This is a genomic window from Luteimonas endophytica (assembly GCF_029887875.1).
GTDB classification, from domain to species: domain Bacteria; phylum Pseudomonadota; class Gammaproteobacteria; order Xanthomonadales; family Xanthomonadaceae; genus Luteimonas; species Luteimonas endophytica.
Genome location: NZ_JARXRM010000008.1, coordinates 159734 through 176508, shown reverse-complemented (window position 1 = coordinate 176508; position 16775 = coordinate 159734). Strand labels below are relative to the sequence as shown.

Annotated in this window: 17 protein-coding genes; 8 read left to right on the top strand and 9 right to left on the bottom strand. The window is 71.9% G+C overall.

Annotated features, from left to right (window positions below):
• Nucleotides 1–4: 4 nt before the first annotated feature.
• The 3 genes from phaR to gluQRS all read right to left on the bottom strand — a co-directional run bounded on the left by phaR (nucleotide 5) and on the right by gluQRS (nucleotide 2557).
• Nucleotides 5–496 (bottom strand): polyhydroxyalkanoate synthesis repressor PhaR, encoded by a 492-nt coding sequence (gene phaR / locus QFW77_RS01060; RefSeq protein WP_280572296.1) that lies wholly within the window; start codon nucleotides 494–496, stop codon nucleotides 5–7.
• Between the two features lie 340 nt (nucleotides 497–836).
• The gene (locus QFW77_RS01055; protein WP_280572295.1) at nucleotides 837–1580 is read right to left on the bottom strand and encodes a beta-ketoacyl-ACP reductase; all 744 of its coding nucleotides are present in this window, start codon (nucleotides 1578–1580) and stop codon (nucleotides 837–839) included.
• Nucleotides 1581–1636: 56 nt separating this feature from the next.
• Entirely contained in the window at nucleotides 1637–2557 is a 921-nt protein-coding gene (gene gluQRS / locus QFW77_RS01050; protein ID WP_280572294.1) for a tRNA glutamyl-Q(34) synthetase GluQRS, read from the bottom strand.
• Between the two features lie 125 nt (nucleotides 2558–2682).
• On the opposite strand from gluQRS, the gene htpX reads away from it, so the two are divergent.
• Nucleotides 2683–3579, top strand: a complete 897-nt coding sequence (gene htpX, locus QFW77_RS01045) for a protease HtpX (RefSeq protein WP_280572293.1) — start codon at nucleotides 2683–2685, stop codon at nucleotides 3577–3579.
• Between the two features lie 140 nt (nucleotides 3580–3719).
• Here htpX and QFW77_RS01040 read toward each other — a convergent pair whose 3' ends face one another.
• Both QFW77_RS01040 and epmB read right to left on the bottom strand, forming a co-directional pair.
• Nucleotides 3720–5798 (bottom strand): EAL domain-containing response regulator, encoded by a 2079-nt coding sequence (locus tag QFW77_RS01040; protein ID WP_280572292.1) that lies wholly within the window; start codon nucleotides 5796–5798, stop codon nucleotides 3720–3722.
• A 64-nt stretch (nucleotides 5799–5862) separates the two neighbouring features.
• Entirely contained in the window at nucleotides 5863–6867 is a 1005-nt protein-coding gene (epmB, locus tag QFW77_RS01035; RefSeq protein ID WP_280572291.1) for an EF-P beta-lysylation protein EpmB, read from the bottom strand.
• An 88-nt stretch (nucleotides 6868–6955) separates the two neighbouring features.
• On the opposite strand from epmB, the gene efp reads away from it, so the two are divergent.
• From efp to folE2, 6 genes are all read left to right on the top strand, one after another.
• Nucleotides 6956–7522: an elongation factor P gene (gene efp, locus QFW77_RS01030; protein ID WP_280572290.1), complete on the top strand. Its 567-nt coding sequence runs from the start codon at nucleotides 6956–6958 to the stop codon at nucleotides 7520–7522.
• A 108-nt stretch (nucleotides 7523–7630) separates the two neighbouring features.
• Nucleotides 7631–8968 (top strand): TRZ/ATZ family hydrolase, encoded by a 1338-nt coding sequence (locus tag QFW77_RS01025; RefSeq protein ID WP_280572289.1) that lies wholly within the window; start codon nucleotides 7631–7633, stop codon nucleotides 8966–8968.
• A 25-nt stretch (nucleotides 8969–8993) separates the two neighbouring features.
• On the top strand, nucleotides 8994–9737 hold the full coding sequence (ubiG, locus tag QFW77_RS01020) for a bifunctional 2-polyprenyl-6-hydroxyphenol methylase/3-demethylubiquinol 3-O-methyltransferase UbiG (protein ID WP_280572288.1): 744 nt from the start codon (nucleotides 8994–8996) through the stop codon (nucleotides 9735–9737).
• A complete protein-coding gene (locus QFW77_RS01015; protein WP_280572287.1) occupies nucleotides 9727–10461 on the top strand; it encodes a phosphoglycolate phosphatase in 735 nt (244 codons plus the stop codon). Before ubiG ends, QFW77_RS01015 begins: the two co-directional genes overlap by 11 nt.
• A gap of 27 nt (nucleotides 10462–10488) precedes the next feature.
• Nucleotides 10489–11157: a squalene/phytoene synthase family protein gene (locus QFW77_RS01010; protein ID WP_280572286.1), complete on the top strand. Its 669-nt coding sequence runs from the start codon at nucleotides 10489–10491 to the stop codon at nucleotides 11155–11157.
• A gap of 106 nt (nucleotides 11158–11263) precedes the next feature.
• Entirely contained in the window at nucleotides 11264–12175 is a 912-nt protein-coding gene (gene folE2, locus QFW77_RS01005) for a GTP cyclohydrolase FolE2 (protein ID WP_280572285.1), read from the top strand.
• 509 nt (nucleotides 12176–12684) lie between these two features.
• Here the strand turns inward: folE2 and QFW77_RS01000 are convergent.
• From QFW77_RS01000 to yidD, 3 genes are read right to left on the bottom strand one after another with little or no spacing between them, the layout of a single operon-like run.
• Nucleotides 12685–13512 carry a M23 family metallopeptidase gene (locus QFW77_RS01000; RefSeq protein WP_280572397.1) on the bottom strand — a complete coding sequence of 276 codons (828 nt, stop codon included), beginning with the start codon at nucleotides 13510–13512 and terminating at the stop codon, nucleotides 12685–12687.
• A 29-nt stretch (nucleotides 13513–13541) separates the two neighbouring features.
• Nucleotides 13542–14888 (bottom strand): dihydroorotase, encoded by a 1347-nt coding sequence (locus tag QFW77_RS00995; protein WP_280572284.1) that lies wholly within the window; start codon nucleotides 14886–14888, stop codon nucleotides 13542–13544.
• The gene (yidD, locus tag QFW77_RS00990; RefSeq protein ID WP_280572283.1) at nucleotides 14885–15121 is read right to left on the bottom strand and encodes a membrane protein insertion efficiency factor YidD; all 237 of its coding nucleotides are present in this window, start codon (nucleotides 15119–15121) and stop codon (nucleotides 14885–14887) included. Before yidD ends, QFW77_RS00995 begins: the two co-directional genes overlap by 4 nt.
• Between yidD and dksA the strand changes: the two genes are divergently transcribed.
• Nucleotides 15122–16168: an RNA polymerase-binding protein DksA gene (gene dksA / locus QFW77_RS00985; RefSeq protein WP_280572281.1), complete on the top strand. Its 1047-nt coding sequence runs from the start codon at nucleotides 15122–15124 to the stop codon at nucleotides 16166–16168.
• Between the two features lie 116 nt (nucleotides 16169–16284).
• Here the strand turns inward: dksA and QFW77_RS00980 are convergent, their stop codons facing one another.
• A complete protein-coding gene (locus QFW77_RS00980; RefSeq protein WP_280572396.1) occupies nucleotides 16285–16725 on the bottom strand; it encodes a SufE family protein in 441 nt (146 codons plus the stop codon).
• Between the last annotated feature and the right edge of the window lie 50 nt (nucleotides 16726–16775).

The window sequence follows — 16775 nt, the reverse complement described above, 5'->3', positions numbered from 1 at the left end:
CCCCTCAGCGCCCGCGCTTGTCGCCGGGCGGGCCGCGCTCGCCGGAGGGTTTCTGGCCGACGCTGCCGGTGAGATTGCGCTGGAACTCCTGCCAGAGCTCGAGATTGCGTTCGGTCAGCTTGTTCATCATCGACCAGGGGGTCTGGTCGAGCAGGCCGCCCATCTGCTGGCGGAACTGCTGTTGCTGCTCGAGGAAGGTCTGCATGGAGCGCTCCAGGTAGGTGCCCATGAAGCCCTGCAGGGAATCGCCGTAGAAGCGGATGATCTGGCTGAGCAGCTGGGTGGAGAGCATCGGCTGCCCATCCTGTTCGTGCTCGGCGATGATCTGCAGCAGCACCTGGCGGGTCAGGTCGTCGCCGCTCTTGGCGTCGCGGACCTCGAAGGTTTCGCCGTCGACGATCAGCTGGCGAACGTCCTCGATGGTGATGTAGCTGGAGATCTCGGTGTCGTAGAGACGCCGGTTGGGATACTTCTTGATGATCCGGGTTGCGCTCATGGAGCAGTGGCTCTAGCCGTGTTGCCGCGCAGCATGGCCCAGCCCGGCAGCGCTTGCAACAGCGGTGCGGTGCGTATTCACGGGGTGCGCGCGTGCATGGGAGCGCTTGCGGGGAGCGCTGCCGGAGGGCGTTGCGGGGAGGCGTTCGGAGGAGCGCCTGCCGGGCACGCAGGTCGGTCGCCCCCGATGCTCGCTCGGTGGCCCGGCCGCCCCGGCGTGCGCTCCGCGGACGCGCCGCGCCGCCGCGCCCGCCGGGGCGTCGCGCGGTCTTCGCGGCCATATTCCGCGCCTGGGAGCGCGGGTTCCGGCTCGCCAGGACCGGCGTGCCCGGGGTGGCGGCTCACCAGCCCATGTACTGCCCGCCGTTGACCGAAAGATTGGCGCCGGTGATCCAGGCGGCGTCGTCCGGGAGGAAGAACGCCACCGCGTAGGCGATCTCCTCGGGAGCGCCGAGGCGGCCGGTGGGGATCTGCGCGACGATCTTCTCGCGCACCGGCTCCGGTACCGCCATCACCATTTCGGTGCCGATGTAGCCCGGCGAGATGGTGTTGACGGTGATGCCGAAGCGGGCGTTCTCCTGCGCCAGCGAGATCGTGAAGCCGTGCATCCCGGCCTTCGAGGCGGCGTAGTTGGCTTGGCCGTACTGGCCCTTCTGGCCGTTGATCGAGCTGATCTGGATGATCCGCCCCCACTTGCGCTCGCGCATGCCCTCGATCACCGGGCGGGTGACGTTGAACACCGAGTTGAGGTTGGTGTTGATGACCGCGTGCCACTGCTCGGCGGTCATCTTGTGGAAGGTGCCGTCGCGGGTGATGCCGGCGTTGTTGACCAGGATGTCCACCGGCCCGGCCCGGCGCACCACCTCCTCGACCATCGCGGCGGCCTCTTCGGGCGAGGAGACGTCGCCTCTGGCCAGCGCCACCTCGTAGCCGGAGGCCTTCATTTCCGCCTGCCAGCGCCTGGCCTTGTCCTCGTTGCGGTAGTTGGTGGCGACCTTGTGCCCGGCGTCGCACAGGCGCTTGCAGATGGCCGTGCCGATGCCGCCGGTGCCGCCCGTGACCAATGCCACACGTGTTGCGGTCATATCCGTTTCCCTCCAGGAATCATTGGCGTGCGGGTCGCTGGACCCATCGATGCATTCTATGAGGGGGCGGTGACATTCCCGTTGTGCGTTGCGGCGAGCGATGCCTCCCGGCCGCGCGGAACGAGCGCCGGATCGAATGCGCGCTGCGCCGCCGAAAGCAGGGCGGACGGAGATCCGGCGGAGGCGATCGGCGCCGCCGGCTGGCCGAGCATCGCCCAGGCGGCGCGCAGGGCCGGCAGTGGATCGGCTTCGTCGACCGGAAGTGACGAGAGCGACTTGGAGAGCTTGCGGCCGTGGTCGTCGAGCGCCAGCGGGAGATGCGCATAGCGCGGCGAGGAAAGGCCGAGGCGCTGCTGCAGATGGATCTGGCGCGGCGTGGAAGCGAGCAGGTCGGCGCCGCGGACCACCTCGGTGATGCCCTGGGCGGCATCGTCGACCACCACCGCCAGCTGGTAGGCCCAGCAACCATCGGCACGCCGCAGTACGAAATCGCCGACCTCTTCCGCCAGGTCCTGGCTGACCGCGCCCTGGATCAGGTCGCGGTAGGCGACCCGGGTCGCCGGGCGCACCCGCAGCCGCACCGCCGGATCGGGCCGGGGCGTCTCCGCCACGCAGCGCCGGTGGATCCCGCCGGTCGCGGCCAGCGCGGCGCGGCTGCAGTGGCAGACGAAGGCATCGCCATTCGCCAGCAGCCGCTCGAGCGCCGCCCGGTAGGCCTCGCCCCGGCTGCTCTGGTACAGCACCTCGCCGTCCGGCACCAGCCCGAAGGCGTGCAGGGTGCGCAGCTGGGCGGCCGCGGCGCCGGGCACCTCGCGCGGGGGGTCGAGGTCCTCGATCCGCACCAGCCACTGCCCGCCGGCGCGGCGCGCGTACAGCCAACTGCCCAGCGCCGCCAGCAGCGAGCCGAAATGCAGCGGCCCGGTCGGGGAGGGCGCGAAGCGGCCGCGCTCGGGTCGGGGAGGAGGGGGGGTCGGCATGCGAACGGCGCCTGGCTGGCGGGGCGGTGGGGCGCCGTCATGATCTTGAATTCATCGCCGCATGACCACACTCGATCACCCGTGAAGCGGCGCGTCAAGCGCCCCCGAGAGAGGATCGAGGCCCCATGTTCAAGCGGATCGCACTGTTCCTGGCCACCAACCTGGCGGTGCTGGCGCTGGTCAGCGTCGTCATGGCGGTGTTCGGCATCGACCCGGCCACCAATGCCGGGCTGCTGGTGTTCGCGGCGGTGTTCGGTTTCGGCGGCGCGTTCGTGTCGCTGGCGCTGTCGAAATGGACCGCCAAGCGCTTCACCGGCGCCCAGGTCATCACCCAGCCGCGCGGCGAGGCGGAGCGCTGGCTGCTCGAGACCGTGCAGCGGCAGGCGCGCGACGCCGGGATCGGGGTGCCCGAGGTCGCGGTGTACGACGCTCCCGAGATCAATGCATTCGCCACCGGAGCACGCCGCAACGCCGCCCTGGTCGCCGTCTCCACCGGCCTGCTGCGCTCGATGAGCCGCGACGAGGCCGAGGCGGTGCTGGCGCACGAGGTGGCGCACGTCGCCAATGGCGACATGGTCACCATGGCGCTGCTGCAGGGCGTGCTCAACACCTTCGTGATCTTCCTGGCGCGCGTGGTCGGGCGGGTGATCGACGGCTATCTCAGCGGCGGGCGCAGTTCGACAGGGCTGGGCTACTACGCGGTGGTGTTCGCGCTCGACATGATCTTCGGGCTGTTCGCCAGCATGATCGCGATGTGGTTCTCGCGCCGCCGCGAGTTCCGGGCCGATGCCGGGGGCGCGCAGCTGGCCGGGCGCGACAAGATGATCGCGGCGCTCGAGCGGCTGGCCCAGACCTATGGGCACAGCACCCTGCCCAAGCAGATCGCAGCCTTCGGCATCAGCGGCGGGGTCGGCAGCGGCCTGCGCCGGCTGCTGATGAGCCACCCGCCGCTGGAGGAGCGGATCGCGGCGCTGCGCGATGTGCCGCCGGCGGCTGCCACGCGGCGCGGCGTGGCGGTCTGACGCCGAGGCGAGCCGGCGCCCGGTTGCCCGGAGCGGGCGATACGCCAACCCTGCGCATCATCCGGCCAGGCCTGGGTGGCGCCGGCCGGCTGCGGCCGGCGGCACGCTGCCGAGCGATTCCCGATTTCCGATTCCCGGCTCTATTCGAAGTCGTAGTTCATTTCCGGGCCGGGTTCGGCCAGGAAGCTGCCCTGCACGTAATCGACGCCGGCCGAGAACAGGATCGACATGCTGGCCGCGTCCTGCACGTGTTCGGCGATGGTGCGGATGCCCAGTTCGCGCGCCTTGCCGGCGATCTCCTGGATGCGCTTCTGGTTGTCGGGGCTCTGCACCAGCTCGTCGGTGAAGCTGCGGTCGAGCTTGAGCAGGTGCGGCTGCAGGTGGGCGAGGAGCTGGAACGAGTCCAGCCCGACCCCGAACTGTTCCAGCGCCAGCCGGCAGTCGTACTTGCCGAGCGCGACCGCGAAGTCCTGGGTGGCCTTCAGATGCGTGAACACCTTGGCTTCGGGCAGCTGCAGCACCAGGTACTCGCCCGGCACCCCGTGCTGGCCCAGCTGTTCGCCGATATAGCGCACCAGGCTGTCGTCGTGCAGCGAGGCCTGGCTGACCTTGACCAGCAGCGTGGTGGGGTTGCCGGCGCGCATGCGTTCGCCGATGCGGGCGATGGCCTGGCCGATCACGTGGTGGTCGATCTCCCACAGCAGGCCGTGCTCCTCGGCGATCTGCAGGAACGACAGCGGCTTGACCAGCTCGCCCTCGCCGGCGTCCAGCCGCAGCAGCGCCTCGTAGACCGCGCCGGTATCGCCCTGCAGGCTGATCACCGGGTGGTAATGCAGCACGAAACCGTCATTGTCGAGCGCGTCGCGCAGCCGTGCCACCCACGCCTTGACGTGCTCCTCCTCGGCGCGGTCGGACGCGGCCGGGTCGAAGATCTCGTAGCGGGCGCCGCCGGTGCCCAGCGACGACTGCACCCCCTCCACCGCCTTGGCCAGGACCTGGCCCACGCTGGCGATCTTCTCGCCGATCTGCACCCCGCCCAGGCTGACCGTGATGGTGCTGGAATGGTTGCCGATCGCGAACACGTGCGAGGAGAACGCCTCGAGGATGCGCTCGGCCAGCGCGCTGGTGGCGGCATGATCGGCGCCGCGCAGCAGTACCGCCAGCCGGTGTTCGGAGTAGCGGGCGGCCAGCACGCCCGGCTCCAGCACCCCGCGCAGGCGCTCGGCCATGGCGGCGAGCATGTCGTCGGCCGAGTCGAGGCCGATCTCGTTGAGCAACCGCTGGTAGTGGTCGGGCTCGAGCAGCAGCAGGCCGTGCTTGCCGTCGCCCTGCGCGGCCTCGGTCACGGCGTCCTCCAGCGCGCGCAGGAAGGTCGGGCGGTTGAGCAGCCCGGTCACCTGGTCGCGCTGGCGCAGTTCCTCGACCTGGCGCGCCAGCTCCGGATCCACTTCCTCGCGGCGGAACACCACCTGCAGGCAGGCCTCGCCCTCGTACTGGGCCGGGGTGAACTCCATCGACGCCGGAAACGCGTTGCCCTCGACGTCGCGCGCCTGCAGTTCGTAGCGCGGGGGCGGCGCCTCGCCCTTGCCCAGGCGCTTGAGCAGGGCCTTGAAGTCCTCCAGGTGCTGCGGCGCCACCATGTCCAGCAGCGACATCCCCTCGATGTCCTCGAAGGATTCGTAGCCGAACATCTCCAGGTAGGCCGCGTTGGCGCGGATGTGCATGCCCTCGTGGATGTAGGCGATCGGCTCGCGCGAGGATTCGATCAGGGCGTCGCAGCGGCGCTCGGTCTCGCGGACCCGCGACTCGAGCCGCCGCAGCATCCTCCGCGCGTCCAGATCGGCCCACTCGTCCCGGACCAGGTTGAGCAGCAGCTGCGGCTTGCTGCGCAGCGCGATCCGGCGCACGCCCAGGCCGTAGGCGGCGGCGAACGCTGCATCGTCGATGGTATCGGCGACGGCGATCAGCGGGATGTCCTTGCCGCTGCCCTGGACCCGCTGAGCCACCTCGGCCAGCGGAATCACGCTGGACTTGTCGGCGGCCAGCACCAGGTCGATGGTCTGGCCGCCGAGCATGGTGCCCAGTTCCTCCAGCGTGGCCGGGCGCAACGGCCGGACCGCCACGCCGGCATTGCGCAGCCCGCTGACGATGGTCTCGGCCTCCTCCATGCTGTCGTCGACCACCATCAGCCGCAGTGCGTTGTCCGGATTCTTCGACATGCGGTCCTCCCCAGTGGGCGACGGTTATGCCACGGCGGCGCGGGCCGCGTCCATGCCGGCCCGGTCAAAGTGGGCGTTTGGACGCATCCCCGGCCACCTCCCGGACCAGCCGGGGCACCAGGAATCCCGACAGGCGCTCGCGCAGCGCGGCGTGCAGCGCCAGCGCGCGCGCGTCGGGCACCTCGAAATGCGCGGCGCCGGCGACCCGGTCCAGCTGGTGCAGGTAGTAGGGCAGCACCCCGGCGGCGAAGCCGCGCGCTCCCAGCTGCGCCAGCGCCTCGACCGAGTCGTTGACTCCCCGCAGCAGCACCGCCTGGTTGAGCAGGGCCGCCCCGGCGGCGCGCAGGGCGGCGAGGGCGGCGTCGACCGCCGGGTCGAACTCGTTGGCGTGGTTGGCGTGGATCACCACCGCCACCGGCCAGGGCAGGGCGGCCAGCCAGGCGCAGAGGTCCTGGTCGACCCGCTCGGGCAGTACCACCGGCAGGCGGGTGTGCAGGCGCAGGCGGCGGACGTGCGGCACCGCCGCCAGGGCATCGGTGAGTTCGGCCAGCTTGGCGGTGGCCAGCGAAAGCGGATCGCCGCCGGAAAGGATCACCTCCTCGATCGAGCGGTCGCCGCGGATCTCTGCCAGCGCCTCGTCCCAGCCTGCGGCGGCGGCGGTTTGCTCGGCATACGGGAAGTGGCGGCGGAAGCAGTACCGGCAGTGCACCGCGCAGCTGCCGGTGGCGACCAGCAGGGCACGGCCGCGGTACTTGCGGATCACCCCGCGGCCGGCCCGGGCGGCGCCGTCGCCGACCGCGTCGAGCTCGAAGCCCGGGGCCGGGCGCAGCTCGTCGTCCAGCGGCAGCACCTGGCGCAGCAGCGGGTCGTGCGGGTCGCCGCGGCGCATCCGCGCCACGAACCCGCGCGGTACCCGCAGCGGGAACTGCGCGGCGGCGGCGTCCGAGATCGCCGGGGCGGCGTGCTCCAGCCCGAGCAGCGCCAGCAGTTCGCGTGGGTCGCGCACCGCTTCGCGCCAGGCCAACTGCCAGCGCCGCGGCTGCATCGGGATGGGGGCTGCGGGTATCATGTCGGGCTTGTTTTGCAGTGCGCCCGGCGCCGGCCGGCCGCGAATCCGACATTCTATCCGCCCGCGCGGCGGCACAGCAGGAGCAGCGATGGCCAGCTACGGCATGAACGACGTGAAGAACGGGATGAAGATCCTGGTGAATGGGGAGCCCGCGATCATCACCGACACCGAGTACGTCAAGCCGGGCAAGGGCCAGGCCTTCACCCGGGTGAAGTACCGCCTGATCCGCTCCGGCCGGGTCCAGGAAGTCACCATGAAGTCCACCGACTCGGTGGAGGCTGCGGACGTGGTCGATACCGACATGCAGTACCTCTACAGCGACGGCGAGTACTGGCACTTCATGAACCCGGAGAGCTTCGAACAGGTCCAGGCCGACAAGGCCGGCATGGGCGGTGCGGAAAAATGGCTCAAGGGCGAGGAAGCCTGCGTGGTCACGCTGTGGAACGGCACCCCGATCCAGGTCACCCCGCCCAACTTCGTCGAGCTGCAGATCACCGAGACCGACCCCGGCGTGCGCGGCGACACTTCGGGCGGCGGCGGCAAGCCCGCGACGCTGGAGACCGGGGCGGTGGTCCGGGTACCGCTGTTCGTCGGCCAGGAAGAGACGATCAAGGTCGACACCCGCTCCGGCGAGTACGTCAGCCGGGTGAAATGACGCGAGGGCGCATGCGCGAGCATGCGCGCTGGCCGTTGCCTCGTCCGGCGCCAGCCGGGATCCGGATCCAGGCGCCAGGCACGGCGCCGAAGCGAAGCAGGAGAGCGAATGACCGAGTCGATCCCCCAGCCCTGCGACCTGTTGATCGAAGCCGGCTGGGTGGTGCCGGTCGAGCCGCACGGGGCGGTGCTGGAGGACCACGCCGTGGCGATCCGCGATGGTGTGATCCTCGCGCTGCTGCCGGCCGCCGAGGCGCGCGCGCGGTTCGCCCCGCAGCGGGTGGTCTCGCGGCCGGACGGCGCGCTGATCCCCGGCCTGGTCAACGCGCATACCCATAATCCGATGACGCTGTTGCGCGGGGTCGCCGACGACCTGCCGCTCAAGGTCTGGCTGCAGCAGCACATCTGGCCGGTGGAAGCGGCGGTGATCGGCCCGGAGTTCGTCGCCGACGGCGTCACGTTGGCGATCGCCGAGATGCTGCGCGGCGGCACCACCTGCGTCAACGAGAACTACTTCTTCCCGGACGTCCAGGCCGCGACCTACCGGCGCCACGGCTTCCGTGCCCGCATCGGCCTGCCGGTGATCGATTTCCCGACCGCCTGGGCGAAGACCGACGACGAGTACTTCGACCGTGCCGGCGAGGTCCACGACCAATGGCGGGGCGATGCCCTGATCGATACCGCATTCGCGCCGCACGCCCCGTACACGGTCAGCGACGCCAGCTTCGAGCGCATCCGCATGCTCGCCGACCAGCTCGACGTGCCGGTGCACCTGCACCTGCACGAGACCGCGCAGGAGGTCGAGCAGTCCCTGGCCGAGCACGGCCAGCGTCCGCTGGCGCGGCTGGACCGGCTGGGACTGGTCAACGACCGCCTGATCGCGGTGCACATGACCCAGGTGACTGACGCCGAGATGCACCTGTGCGCCGAGCGCGGGGTGTCGGTGGTGCACTGCCCGGAGTCCAACCTCAAGCTGGCGTCCGGCTTCTGCCCGGCCTGCGCGCTCGAGCGCGCAGGGGTGAACCTGGCGATCGGCACGGACGGCTGCGCCAGCAACAACGATCTCGACATGATCGGCGAAACCCGCACCGCGGCGATCCTGGCCAAGGCGGTGGCGGGCGACGCCGCCGCGTTCGATGCGGCCACGGCACTGCGCGCGGCCACCCTGGGCGGGGCCAGGGCGATCGGCTTCGACCACCTGATCGGCTCGATCGAGCCGGGCAAGCAGGCCGACCTGGCCTGCATCGATCTCTCGCCGCTGGAAACCCAGCCGCTGCACCACGTGTTTTCGCAGCTGGTCTACGCCACCGGGCGCCACCAGGTCGGCGATGTCTGGATCGCCGGGCGTGAGAAGCTGGTGGCGCGCGAGCTGGTGGATCTGGATGCGGCCGCCGTGGTCGCGAACGCGCGGCAGTGGCGGGAGCGGATCGCGGCGATCCGCCGCTGAACCATACCCGAGCACAGGATCAGACATGACCAGCAATGGATCCCACCCCGGCCCGGCGCCGAACTTCCGCCAGGCCGAGCTCGACAAGTTCGGGGCGCTGGCCGGCCGCTGGTGGGACCCCGACGGTCCCCAGAAGCCTCTCCACGCGCTCAACCCGGTGCGGCTGGCCTACGTGGCCGCGCGGGCGCCGCTGACCGGCGCCGAGGTGCTGGACGTCGGCTGCGGCGGCGGCCTGCTCAGCGAGGCGATGGCGGCGGCCGGTGCCCGGGTCACCGGGATCGATCTGTCCGCGGAACTGATCCGCATCGCCAGGCTGCACCGGCTGGAGTCCGGGGTCGAAGTCGATTACCAGCAGACCGCCGTCGAGGCGCTGGCGGAGGCGCGGCCGGAAAGCTACGACGTGGTCACCTGCATGGAGATGCTGGAACACGTGCCCGATCCCGGCGCGATCCTCGCCGCCTGCGCGCGCCTGCTGCGGCCGGGCGGGCGGCTGTTCGTCTCGACCCTCAACCGCACCCCGGCCGCGTTCGCATTGGCGATCGTCGGCGCCGAGTACATCGCCGGGCTGCTGCCGAAGGGCACCCATCAGTACCGAGACTTCATCAGACCGTCCGAACTGCGGCGCTGGCTGCGGGATGCCGGGCTGGCGCTGGAGGACGTCAGCGGCATGGCCTACGCGCCCTGGCGCAACGCCGCCCGGCTGAGCCGGCGCACCGACGTCAACTACCTGGCGTGCGCGCTCAAGCCGGGTGCCGGACATGGCGGCTAGCGCCGCGACCGCTCGCGAAGGGTATCCGCCGGGGGTGCTGTTCGACCTCGACGGGACCCTGCTCGACAGCGCCCCGGACATGCTGGCCACGGTGAACCGGATGCGCGCCGCGCGCGGGATCGCGCCGATGCCGCTGGCGGCACTGCGGCCACGGGTCTCGCGCGGCGCCCGGGCGATGGCGGCGGCGGCGTTTCCGGACCTGGCCGAGGACGAGATCGTCGCGCTGGTGCCCGAGTTCCTCGATGTCTATCGCGGGGAACTCGGCCGCCACGGTGCGCCGTTCCCCGGCGTCGAGCGAATGCTGGCGGCGCTGGAGTCGGCCGGTTCGGTCTGGGGCATCGTCACCAACAAGCCCGAGTACCTGGCCCGCGACATCCTGCCGCAGCTCGGCTGGGAGCGGCGCTGCGCGGTGCTGGTCGGCGGCGACACCCTGGCCGAGCGCAAGCCGCACCCGCTGCCGCTGCTGCATGCCGCGCGCCAGGCCGGGGTGGCGGCGGCGAGCTGCGTCTACGTCGGCGACGACGCGCGCGACATCGCCGCGGCGCGCGCGGCGGGCATGCCTTCAGTGGTCGCGCTGTGGGGCTATCGCCTGCACGACGACGATCCGGTGGCCTGGCTGGGCGACGTGATGGTCGAGACGCCGCAGGATCTGGTGGGGCCGGGCCGCTGGCCCCGGCCGGCCGGACAGGCGCACCCGCCCGCCGCGACGGCAGGGCCGGCCTGACCGGCCGCCGTGTCCCAGGTCGCGCAGATGGACCCATCGCAAGCCGAGGGATTCGTTGCCAAGTGGCGCTCCCGCTGGCCCGAGTGGCAGATCGCCGCGGCGTTCCTGCCGGAGCCGGCGCGCGCACCGGTCGCCGCCTGGTTCGCGCTCCTCCAGGAGCTGACCGATGCCGCCTGGGGCGCGCCGGATCCGACCCCGGGGCTCGCCAAGCTGGCATGGTGGCAGGAAGAGCTGCAGGGCTGGTCGCGCGGTGCGCGCCGCCACCCGCTCGGCGAGCGCCTGCAGCGGCACCCGGCACCGTGGCTGGAGCTGGGTCGTGCCCTGAGCGCGCTGCCGGCCACCCGCGAACTCGGCGCCTCCGCCACCCTGCAGGCGCTGCAGGCGCTGGGCCGCGCCGCCGCCGAATGCGAGCTGTGGCTGCCGCACGGCGAGGACGCGGCCGACGGCGAGACCACCGCGGCCACCCTGGCGCGCTGCCTCACCGGCGAGCGGGTCCTGCTCGCGGGACAGCGCAGCGAAGCGCTGTGGCTGCTGCAGCAGTGGCCGCATCCGGCCGGCGGACCGCGCGCGCGCCGCATCCACGCCGCGCTGCTGCGCGCCCGCCTGCGCGACCTGTCGTCCGGTCGCGCGCCCCGGCCGCTGCCGGCGTGGCGGGTGTTGCCGCTGGCGTGGCGTTCGGCGCGCGGCGGCGCCTGAACGAGCGCGCGGTTGCGCGACGCAGCGTTCCGGGGGTGTCCGCGCCGCGCTCGTTACACTATGCGGGCCCCGCCAGGGGCGTCCTCCCCACACCGAGTCGCCATCCTTGAGCACCCGCCCCACGCCATCGCTGCCCGATGTCGCCGATGACGCCGCGTTCGCCGCCCGCCCGCTCGACTGGGTGGGGATGGAGGGCATCTCGCTGCCGCTGCGCCTGCCCGGCGAGGGCGGGGCGGTGCTGCAGGTGCCGGCCTCGGTCGACGTGGCGGTGGACCTGCGCGCCGCGGCCGCCCGCGGCATCCACATGTCGCGCCTGTACCTGCGGCTGCAGGACGCGTTTTCGGGCGAGGCGCTGACCCCGGCGGGCCTGCGCCGGGTGCTCCAGGACCTGGTGGAGTCGCAGCGGGGGCTGTCGGGCGCGGCGCGCCTGGCCATCCGCTACCAACAGCTGCTGCCCAGGCCGGCGCTGGCCAGCGGCCATGTCGGCTGGAAGACCTATCCGGTGGAGCTGGAGGCGACGCTTGCGGACGGACACTTCCGTCTGGAGTTCGGGTTCTCGGTCCACTACTCCAGCACCTGCCCGGCCTCGGCGGCGCTGTCGCGGCAGCTCAACGCGGAGCGCTTCGTCGCCGATTTCGCCAATGCGCGGCCGCTGTCGACCGCGGTGGTCGGGGAATGGCTCGCCTCGGAGCGCGGCCTGGCCGGGACCCCGCACGCCCAGCGCAGTCGCGCCAGTGTCCGGGTCGAGCTCGCGCCCAGTTTCGACGAGTTCCCGCTGGCCGGGCTGGTAGACGCCATCGAGGCGGCGCTCGGCACCCCGGTGCAGACCGCGGTCAAGCGCGAGGACGAGCAGGCCTTCGCCCGGCTCAACGCCGAGAACCTGATGTTCTGCGAGGACGCGGCGCGCCGCATCGCCGCGGTCCTGGCCGCCGACGAGCGCATCGCCCGCTTCGATGTCCGCGTCGCCCACTTCGAAAGCCTGCACGCGCACGACGCGGTGGCCCGGGTCTCCGGCTGACCGCGCACAGGCAGCGGCCGTCCGTCGCGGGGATCGGTCACCGTCGCCACGGGGCAGCGACAGCGAATAGCCGCTCCTGGGGTAGAGCCCTTCGGCCTGCTGTGCGGGGCGTGAGCCTATTGCTCCGCCCTTCCGTCCGGCCATCCATGGCCGGAGTCAGGGCCGCAGGCCATCCATGGCCTGCTCTGCGCAACACCCCCCGGCACGTCTCCCGCTTTCGCGTCGATGGGCTTCGGAGGAATGGGAGGCCGGGCATCCGACAGCGAATCACCGACGCGGCGCCCGGGCGGGGGGAGGCGGACAGCAGGCCAGGGGGGCACGGGCCGCTTGCGCGGCACTGCCGCGCGGCCCGGCCTGCGGCAGCGGATCGGGCCATGGCTGGCCCGACTCCGCCGGCGAGCCTCCCCCGACCCGGGCGCCGCCGGCTCCGAAGCCCACGCACCTGTCGGCAGCTTTCGAAGAAAAAGTGGGGCGGGGCCGGCGCGCCACCGGTCCGGTAGTCCGACAGGCTACCGGCTCCGCTCCAGCACCAGCAGCGGGTCGATCCGCACGTCGAACCAGTTCATGCCCCAGTGCAGGTGCGGGCCCGTGGCCCGGCCGGTCGCGCCGACCGCGCCGATCACCTGGCCCTGTTCGACCCGGTCGCCGGCCTGGACGTCGAGCCTGGACAGGTGCAGGAAATTGGAGCTGACCCCGTGCCCGTGGTCGAGCAGCACCGTGCCGCCGGTGAGGTACAGGTCGGCATCGGCGAAAGTGACCACGCCTGCCGCCGGCGCCGCGACCGGGGTGCCGGAAGGCGCCGCGATGTCCATGCCCGAGTGCGCCGAGCCGGGCGTGCCGTTGTAGACGCGCTGGTTGCCGAAGCGCCCGCTGATACGGCCCTGGACCGGCCAGGCGAAGCGCTGCGCGAAATCGGCGCGGGCATCGTCGCGGGTACGCGCCTGGACGACGCGCGCCTGCTCGCGGCGGATCCGCTCGGCGATCGCCGGCGGGGGATCGACGGTCTTCGGCGGCACCCCCGTGACCGGTTCGACCGGCCAGTCGCGCCGGGTCACCGCGATGCGCGCGGTCTCCCGGCTGCCGCCCGGCCGCGTCACCGCCACCTCGACCGGGCCGGCCGCGTCGCGGCCGATGCCCAGCACCACGCTGCCGTAGCCGGTCACCCGGAGGCTGCGGCCGGCGTAGTCGACGCGGCTGCCGGGCGGGACCTTGCCGATCACCATCGCGCCCTGCTGCACGCTGGCCGGGAACACGACCCGATCCTCGTCGGCGCCGGGCGGGTCCGCCGCCGGCGCAGGGGGCCGCGCCAGCAGGAGCGCCGGGGCGATGCCCAGCATCGCGGCGCAGGCGAGGACCGCCAGGCGTCTCAACGGTCGAACTCCAACCGGCGCCCCTGCGGTGCGCCGACCAGCGCGTCGCCGTCCCAGGCGAGTTCGCCATTGACCCAGGTCGAGGCGATGCGACTGCGGAAGGTGGTGCCCTCGAACGGCGACCAGCCGCATTTCGACAGCACCTGGGCGCGGGCGACGGTGAACGGACGGTCCTCGACCAGCACCAGGTCCGCCCAGTAGCCCTCGCGCAGGAAGCCGCGCTCCTTCACGTCGAACAGCTGCGCCGGGGCGTGGGCGAACTTCTGCACCACCCGGGCGGTGTCGAAATGCCCCTCGTGCACGCATTCCAGCGCCGCCGTCAGCGCGTACTGCACCAGCGGGAGGCCGCTGGGTGCGCGCACGTAGGGGTTGTGCTTCTCCTCGAGCGTGTGCGGCGCGTGGTCGGTGGCGAGCACATCGATGGTGTCCTCGGCGATCGCCCGCAGCAGCGCGGCGCGGTCGGATGCGTCCTTGATCGCCGGGTTGCACTTGATCAGATGGCCCAGGCGCTCGTAGTCCTCGCGCTCGAAACGCAGGAAATGGATGCAGGTCTCGGCGGTGATGCGCTTGCGGGTGCCGTCCGCCGCCACCAGCGGGCCGCGCTCGAACAGCGCCAGTTCGTCGGCGGTGGAGATGTGCAGCACGTGCAGCCGGGTGTCGTGCCGGTGCGCCAGCGACAACGCCAGGCGCGTCGACTTGATGCAGGCCTCGCGCGAGCGGATGTCCGGATGGCAGCGCGCGGGAATGTCGTCGCCGTAGCGTTCCCGGTATCGCGCCAACTCGGCGTCGATCATCGGGGTGTCCTCGCAGTGGGTGATGATCGGCACCGGGGTGCCGGCGAAGATGCCGTCCAGCACTTCCGGATCGTCGACCAGCATGTTGCCGGTGGAGGCGCCCATGAAGACCTTCACCCCGGGTGCCGCGCGCGGATCGAGCGCGCGGACGTTGTCCAGATTGTCGTTGCTCGCGCCGAAGTAGAACCCGTAGTTGCCGCGCGCGCGACCGGCGGCGCGCGCGTACTTGTTCTCGAGCGCGTCGCGGTCGAGCGTCGGGGGGCTGGTGTTGGGCATGTCCATGAAGCTGGTCAGGCCACCGGCCACGGCGGCGCCCGACTCGCTGGCGATGTCGGCCTTGTACTCGAGTCCCGGCTCGCGGAAGTGGACCTGGTCGTCGATCATCCCGGGCAGCAGCCGGCGGCCGGCGGCATCGATCACGGTTTCGCGCGCCCCGGCGGCGAGGCCGCCGCCGATCTCGGCGATGCGCCCCTGCGCAATGCGCAGGTCTCCTTCCCATTCGCGGCCTTCGTTCACCAGGCGGGCGTTGACGATGAGGGTGTCGTTCATGGGATCGTATCCGTGGGAGGAGGGGGGACGGGATCGTAGCCGCCGGGGTTCAGCGGATGGCAGCGGCCGATCCGGCGCAGCGCCAGCCAGCCGCCGCGCAGGGCGCCGTAGCGGGCGATCGCGGTCAGGGCGTACTCCGAGCAGGTCGGCACGAACCGGCAGCGCGGCCCGAGCAGCGGGCTCAGCAATCGCTTGTACAGGCGCAGCAGGGCGATGAGCAGGCGTTCGATCACGTGGCGTGCACGGCTGGGAGGCGGCGATCGCGGTTGCCGCTGCCGCCAGGGCAGGGTATAACAGCGCGCTTCCCCATTCCACGGGAACCGCAAGGACATTACGACGTGGCAGTGAAGAAACCCGCAAAGAAAGCCTCGAAGAAGGCCGCGCCGAAGAAGGCGGCGGTGAAGAAGACCGCGCCGAAGCCGGCGCCGGCCCGGAAGACGGCGGCCAAGTCGCCGGCGGCTGCGAAGAAGGCCACGTCCGCGGCGAAGAAGGCGCCTGCGAAGAAGGCGCCTGCGAAGAAAGCCCCGGCAAAGAAGGCGCCGGCGAAGAAGGCGGCCCCGGCCAAGGCCAGGAAGGCGGCGCCCGCCGGCGCCGCACCGAAGAAGGCCGCCGGCAAGGCCGCGCCTCCGGCGCCGGCCAAGGCCGCCGCCGAATCCGCGCGCAGGAAGCCGGTCGCCAAGACCGCCAGCGTGGCGCAGAAGACCGCGCCGGCCAGGCCAGCCGCCGCGTCCGCCAAGGCCCAGCCCGCCAGCCCCGCGCGCAGCCGCCCGGCCGGCAAGGTGGCGGTGGCGGTGACCGCCCGGCCGGCCAGGCCCGCGCCGAGGACCCAGTACCGCAGCATCGAATACAAGACCGATGCGGAAACTGGCCGCCCGATCCTGCCCGAAGGCTACCGCCCGGCGCCGGACGAGGAGTACATGGGGCCGCTGCAGCTCGAGTATTTCCGCCAGCGCCTGCTGAAGTGGCGCGCGGACCTGGTGGAGGAATCCAAGCAGACCATCGAGAATCTCAAGGAAGAGGTGCGCGACGTCGGCGACGAGGCCGAGCGCGCCACCCGCGAGACCGAGAACTCGCTCGAGCTGCGCACCCGCGACCGCTACCGCAAGCTGATCGGCAAGATCGACAGCACCCTCAAGCGGGTCGACTCCGGCGAGTACGGTTACAGCGTCGATTCGGGCGAGGAGATCGGCCTGGAGCGTCTGGAAGCGCGCCTGACCGCCGAGCGCACCATCGACGAGCAGGAGCGCTGGGAGCACCTGCAGAAGCAGATCGGCGACTGATCGCGCGCCTGCAGGTCGCATCGAGAACCCGGCTCAGGCCGGGTTCTTCGTTTCCGGAAGGGCCTGCTGGGCCCGGGACGCGCGACGCCGTGCGGGGATGCCCGGAAGACGCCAGGCTACTGCAGGGCGCGCTGCGCCCGCTCGCGGATGTAGGCCAGCAGCGCGGCCAGGCCGTTGCTGCGGGTCGGCGAGAGGTGCTTGGCCAGGCCGATCGCGGCGATGTAGTCGGCGTCCGTATCCAGGATCTGGCGGGCGCTGCGCCCGGAGTAGACGCGCAGGGCGAGATAGATGAGCCCGGACACGATCGCCGAATCGCTGACCGCTGCGAAATCGAGCCTGTCGGCATCGCCCGAAGGCACGATCCAGACCATCGACTGGCAGCCGAGCAGCCGGTTCTCCTCGACTTTCCACGCGTCCGGGAACTCCGGCAGCTTGCGGCCGAGGTCGATCAGGTACTGGTAGCGCTCCGACCAGTCGCCGAAGAACGCGAACTCGTCGCGGATCGCGGCCTGGGCGGCTTCGGGAGTCGGTTCGAGCGGGAAGATATGGGTCACGATACGCCTGGGTGTCGCGGTGGCGGCCGGGCGGCCGCAACGCGGAAGAAAGG